We start from the raw sequence: 5,821 nt of genomic DNA, 5'->3' as shown, positions 1-5,821 counted from the left end.
GGTCTGTTGTGCGGCGGAGACATACATTGCGATGAAGTGCTTGTTTTGGGTTCTCACCATCTCAGCGCAAAGCTCACCATAGCTTGCCCATCGCTTCGTTTTGAAATAGACTTGTCTCGCATAGTACAAAGCACAGTTGTACACCTTATTAGACTGTTGACACAAGTACTCTAATAGGGGGACTAGCTCCCTGTTCCTGACTCGAACCTGCTGACAGCCGTACTCCATCATTGTTGGCAAGCGGCATGACAACCGCAGTCTGACATGGGCAAGCGATAGTGCGAGAGGAAAGTCAACGGTACAATCACTACAACCATGGTGTGGGGCTAGCGGTTGTTTATCTTATTTTTTGGCCAAAGAGTAAGGAAAGAGGTCTTGGTGGGAGAAGTCAGGAAGAGGTTGTTTGAGCTATGAAACTATATCAACGACCCCCATCATGGGTAAGCGACTAAAGTGGCTAGCGGGCTTTTCCGGCGCGCACTCAAGTGCGGGGCTACCAAGCTATCCTTTTGTGTCGGGAAGCAACCTGATCTTTTTTGGAGCGGCCATGAACGCGCGTCAACTGGCCCTCTTGGCTCTGCAGAAGATCGAGCGGCACAACGCCTATGCCGACGTGGTGCTAGAACACTTGTTGGCCCATAGCCGCCTGATCCCTGCCGACTGCCACCTGGTCAGCGAGTTGGTGTATGGGATTACCCGCCGTCGCCGCACCCTTGATGCCCTGATCGACTGCTTTGCCCGGCGCCCCGCCCACCAGCAACCGCTCGATTTGCGGCTGATTCTCTACCTTGGCTTCTACCAACTGGCTTTTCTGGATCACATCCCGCCCAGGGCCGCCATTCACACCAGCGTGGAGCTGGCCCGCCAGGTGGGCCTGGGATCCCTGACGGGGGTAGTCAACGGCATCTTGCGCGCCTACCAGCGGCAAGCGTTGGATGGGGCGGAAAAGGATCCCCTCAAGCCCTTGCAGGACACTCTGCCCACTGACCCGATTCAGGCCTTGGGGATCCGGCATAGCTTTCCCGATTGGCTGGTGCGCCTCTGGTGGGAGCGCCTGGGACCAGCCGAGACCGAGCAGTTGTGCGCCTGGTTCAACCAGCCGCCCCACCTGGATCTGCGGGTCAACCCGCTGCGGGCGGATGTGGACAAAGTCATCCAAGCCTTGGCAGAAGCGGGGATCCCTGCCTCACCCATCCCTGAGGTGCCGGGCGCCCTGCGCCTGGGACAACATGCCGGCGACATCACGGCCCTGCCCGGCTTTGCCCAAGGCTGGTGGAGCGTTCAGGATGCCAGCGCCCAGCAGGTGGTGCACTATCTGGATCCCCAGCCGGGAGAGCGAGTCATCGACTGCTGCGCCGCTCCGGGCGGCAAGACCACGCATATGGCCGAGCAGATGCAGGATCGCGGCGAGATCTGGGCCCTGGACCGCCATCCCCACCGCCTGCGCCGCCTAGAGGAAAATGTGCAGCGCTTGGGCTTGAGCTCGATCCGTCCCCTGGCCATCGACCTGCTCTCCCTGGACGCCGCTGCCGAACCTCCTGCACCCCTGCCCCCGTGGCAGAGCGCCGACCGAGTGTTGTTGGATGCCCCCTGCTCCGGCTTGGGCACCCTGCACCGCCACGCCGACGCCCGCTGGCGGCAAACCCCCGCCCAGATTCAAGAGCTGGCCCATCTGCAAGCTCAGCTTCTGCAGGTGGCAGCCCGGTGGCTCAAGCCGGGCGGACTGTTGGTGTACGCCACCTGCACCCTGCATCCTGCCGAAAACGAGGCAGTCATCCAGTCTTTTCTGAACCGGCATCCCCACTGGGCTGCCGAAGGGGATCCCCTGCTCATCTGGCCTCATCGCCAGGATCGGGATGGATTTTTTATCCAACGGTTGCGTCGCCGCGATTAAGCCTTCCCCGCCCCATCTCTCCTCTTCCTCCGCATGGCTTCTGAGCTGCTCACCAGCCCCAAAAACCCTTGGATCCGACAGTTGCGGCAGTTGCACCGCAGCAAAGGCCGGCGAGAGCAGGGCGCCTTCCTGGTCGAGGGATCCCACCTCCTCGAAGAGGCGCTGGGGGTCGGCTGGCCTCTGCGAGCTGTCTGCTACACCTTCGACTGGGCTGAGCGTCACCCCCGCTTGTTGGCCAGCCTGCCCAAGCATCTGCGGCGGCAGGCCGTCAGCTTGGAAGTGATGGCGGCCCTCTCTACGACCGAGTCTCCGGAAGGGGTTGTAGCTGTGGCCGTTAGCCGGCAAATCGCCTCCCCTCCCCCAGAGGCGCTGCGCCTGGGCTTGGTGGTCGAAACGCTGCAAGATCCAGGTAATTTGGGATCCCTGATCCGCGTCGTGGCGGCCACCGGAGCCGATGGCCTCTGGCTAAGCGCAGACAGCGTCGATCCGGAAAACCCCAAAGTCCTGCGGGCCTCCGCCGGCCAGTGGTTTCGCCGCCCGCCTCAGGTTCTCTCTGACTTGCCCGCCTGGATCCAGTCCTGTCGTCGCCAAGGGATCCAAGTTTTGGCCGCCACCCTCGCCCCTCTGGCCACCTGTTACTGGGATCACGACCTCACTCGGCCAACCCTTTTTCTCTTGGGCAACGAAGGGGCTGGCCTGCAGGAATCGACGATCCAACTGGCCGATGCCCAGGTGCGGATCCCGATGGCTGCTGGCGTCGAGTCCCTCAACGTGGCCATGACCGGGGGATTGCTGCTCTACGAAGCTTTGCGCCAGCAGCGAGCCCAGTTGAGAGGCACAGCTTGAAGAGCCGCCCTCGTTTCAAAACTCCTCATCTGCAAAGATGGGGGCCTCAACCTCTTCCTGCTCTCCCTCCTCTATCCCCCCCGGTCGGCTGGCAGAAACCGTTACCCCTGCAGAAAGTTTTTCCCGCACAGCCGCTTCCACCTCCGCCAGGATCTCCGGCTTTTCTTTCAGGTAAACGACCAGATTGTCTCTCCCTTGGGCCACATTTTCCTCTTTGTAGCTGTACCAGGAACCGCGTCGTTTGAGAATGCCCATCTCCTCGGCCAGATCGACAATGCAGCCGATGTTGGAGATGCCCTGGCCGAAGATGATGTCGAATTCTGCCCGCCGGAATGGGGGAGCAACTTTGTTTTTCACCACCTTGACCCGCGCCCGGATCCCGTATTCTTCAGCACCTTTCTTCAGAGTTTGCACGCGGCGAATATCCAGCCGCACCGACGCATAGAACTTGAGGGCATTGCCGCCAGTGGTGGTTTCCTGGGGGCCGTAGCCGATGCCGCCGATTTTGGAGCGCAACTGGTTGAGGAACAGAACAATTGACCCGGTTTTGCTGACGTTGCCGGCAATCTTGCGCAGCGCTTGGCTCATCAGGCGGGCCTGTAACCCCACATGGGCGTCTCCCATATCCCCCTCGATCTCGGCGCGGGGAACCAACGCTGCCACCGAGTCCACCACCACAATGTCCACAGCAGCAGAGCGCACCAGTTGATCGACAATCTCCAGGGCGGCCTCCCCCGTGTCCGGCTGGGAGATGAGCAGATTCTGGATATCTACCCCCAAAGCCGCCGCGTAGGCGGGATCCAGCGCGTGCTCGGCATCCACAAAAGCAGCCGTTCCCCCTCGCTTTTGCACCTCAGCGATGGCGTGCAGAGCAACCGAGGTTTTCCCAGAAGATTCCGGCCCGAAGACTTCGATGATTCGCCCCTTGGGGTAGCCACCGCCCATGGCCAAGTCGAGGGTGATAGCGCCGCTGGGTATGGTCTCCACCCGCATCTGGGCCGCATCTCCCAGGCGCATGATCGCCCCTTTGCCAAAATTGCGCTCGATCTGGCCCAACACCTGATCCAGAGCTTTGCGTTTCTCCGACTTCAACTTGTCCAAGTCGTCGCCGTTGTTCACGTCGGCAGCTTTGCGGGCCATAACCAGCACCCTCCCCCAGGAGTCGCGGTGGAAAATCAAGCCTGCATTCTAACATTGTCGCCTTGTTGCCCCCAGCGGATCCCTTGATCTCCCTCCAATTGCAGTCAGCTCGTACCTTGCCTCGGTTCCAAGCTCCCCTCTCCCTGAGGGAGAGGGGTTGGGGGTGAGGGTCGCAGAACAGGTAGAGTGAGCTAGAAAGACCGGTTTAGGAATACTGCCGTGTTCACGACCCTGGTGTTGCGATCCCCCGGTCCAATTGTGTTTAGCTGGGGGCCATTCAGCCTACGCTGGTATGGCCTGCTGATCGGCTTAGCAACCGTTTTGGGCCTGTTTCTAGCTCGCCACCTGGCGGCACGGCGCGGTCTTCCCCCCAATTCCATGTCCGATCTGCTGCCGTGGCTGGTGGTGGGATCCCTGCCCCTTGCCCGTTTTTACTACGTGGCTTTTGAGTGGGAGCGATATCGAGATGGCCCTTGGTGGAAAGTCCTGGCCCTCTGGCAGGGGGGAATGGCCATCCATGGCGCTTTGCTCGGGGGCACTGCAGCGCTTTACCTGTTTGCCCACCGGCATCGGCTCAACTTCTGGCTGCTGGCCGATTGCATCGTTCCTTCCCTCAGCCTTGGCCAGAGCATCGGTCGCTGGGGCAACTTCTTCAACAACGAGGCCTATGGAAAGGCTTTGTCTCCGGCTAGTTCTCTGTGGATCCAACTGCAGCTCCCCGACGGATCCCGCGTGCATCCCACTTTTTTGTACGAATCCCTCTGGAACCTCGGCCTCTTCGGGATCCTGCTCTTTTTGAACTATCGGCGCCAGCCTCCGCCCGGTAGCCTCCTGGGCCTCTACCTGCTGGGGTATAGTCTTGGACGCTTCTGGATCGAGGGGCTGCGCGCCGACAGCCTCATGCTGGGGCCCCTGCGGGTGGCCCAGGGGGTGAGCCTACTGCTCATCGGAGCTGGCCTGGCCCTGATGCTGACCGCTCAAAGACGTGCTTCTGCTCACCTGAGCCCAGTGAGGCCCTCACCCGCTCTCTCGACAGGGATCCCTGCCCCTGAGCACCCCCCGAAGGAGCCGTAAGCCATGGCGAGCGCACGAGATGAAGAGCTTTGGCAACAAGCTTCCCCTCTGGTGTTGTCCTCTGCCGCTGCCACCCAATCGCTGGCGGCCCTGGTGGCTCAGGCCGCCGTTCGCCTCCTCAGAGGCCCGCAACACAGCCCCCAGCGCAGGAGCAAGACAGACTCCCCTCCCGGCCTGGTGATCCTTCTAGAGGGCAATCTGGGCAGCGGCAAAACCACCTTTGTGCAGGGGCTGGGGCAAGGGCTGGGGATCCCGGAGCCCATCGACAGCCCCACCTTCGTGCTGGTGCAGGAATACCACACGGGACGGATCCCTCTTTTTCATTGCGATCTCTACCGTCTAGAGTCCGCCTCTGGCGGAGCCGAGTCCTCAGCTCTGGACGATCTGGGGCTGGAAGAACTTTGGAGCCAAGCTGGGATCACCGCCATCGAGTGGCCTCAGTACCTGCCCTACTGGCCAGCAACCTACCTCTGGCTGTGCCTAGAAGCCCATCCCCAGGCAGAGGGATCCCGCCTGCTGTATGCCAAGGGCAAAGGATCCCAGCTCGCCCACCTTTGGCAACAAGTTCTCTCTCAATTCACCCAGCAAGACCCTCAAGAGAACGGGATTCTCTTCTCCTCCTGAAAGGGGATCCCGAATTCGTATGGACTTACCCTCAACCCAAGAGCCAAAACTCGCGCAACTGAAAAGACGGAGCTCACTTTCCTCGGCAATAGCCACGCCATCCCCTTCTCGCAAGGGCAGCCCGTTCAGAGTCGCATTGCCCCGGGCTACCTGCAGCCACCCATAACGCTCCTTATCCAAGCGTTGGCTGGTGGGTGGTATTGACATATGGGTTGAGGTGGGGGTAAGGTAGTAAAGCGCCAG

At 61.0% G+C, this 5,821-nt stretch carries 5 protein-coding genes and 2 pseudogenes; 5 read left to right on the top strand and 2 right to left on the bottom strand.

Going from position 1 to position 5,821, the window contains the following annotated elements; genetic code table 11:
- Positions 1-278: 278 nt before the first annotated feature.
- The 3 genes and pseudogenes from NW855_RS05915 to NW855_RS05905 form a co-directional block, all read left to right on the top strand.
- Positions 279-411 (top strand): annotated as a pseudogene (locus NW855_RS05915) (IS200/IS605 family transposase); the annotation flags it as partial.
- Between the two features lie 136 nt (positions 412-547).
- Positions 548-1,894 carry a 16S rRNA (cytosine(967)-C(5))-methyltransferase gene (locus NW855_RS05910; RefSeq protein ID WP_011429967.1) on the top strand — a complete coding sequence of 449 codons (1,347 nt, stop codon included), beginning with the start codon at positions 548-550 and terminating at the stop codon, positions 1,892-1,894.
- Positions 1,895-1,927: 33 nt separating this feature from the next.
- On the top strand, positions 1,928-2,740 hold the full coding sequence (locus NW855_RS05905; protein WP_011429966.1) for a TrmH family RNA methyltransferase: 813 nt from the start codon (positions 1,928-1,930) through the stop codon (positions 2,738-2,740).
- Between the two features lie 15 nt (positions 2,741-2,755).
- Here the strand turns inward: NW855_RS05905 and recA are convergent, their stop codons facing one another.
- Positions 2,756-3,880 (bottom strand): recombinase RecA, encoded by a 1,125-nt coding sequence (gene recA / locus NW855_RS05900; protein WP_099812230.1) that lies wholly within the window; start codon positions 3,878-3,880, stop codon positions 2,756-2,758.
- 219 nt (positions 3,881-4,099) lie between these two features.
- Between recA and lgt the strand changes: the two genes are divergently transcribed.
- Positions 4,100-4,954, top strand: a complete 855-nt coding sequence (gene lgt / locus NW855_RS05895; RefSeq protein ID WP_011429964.1) for a prolipoprotein diacylglyceryl transferase — start codon at positions 4,100-4,102, stop codon at positions 4,952-4,954.
- A gap of 3 nt (positions 4,955-4,957) precedes the next feature.
- Positions 4,958-5,578, top strand: a complete 621-nt coding sequence (gene tsaE, locus NW855_RS05890; RefSeq protein WP_099812231.1) for a tRNA (adenosine(37)-N6)-threonylcarbamoyltransferase complex ATPase subunit type 1 TsaE — start codon at positions 4,958-4,960, stop codon at positions 5,576-5,578.
- A gap of 75 nt (positions 5,579-5,653) precedes the next feature.
- On the opposite strand, the pseudogene NW855_RS05885 reads toward tsaE, so the two are convergent.
- A pseudogene (locus tag NW855_RS05885) lies at positions 5,654-5,785 on the bottom strand (hypothetical protein); the annotation flags it as partial.
- Between the last annotated feature and the right edge of the window lie 36 nt (positions 5,786-5,821).

This window comes from Synechococcus sp. RC10B2 (assembly GCF_047502635.1).
Note: the sequence above shows the minus strand (reverse complement) of the source record. Positions and strands in the feature narration are given on the sequence as shown.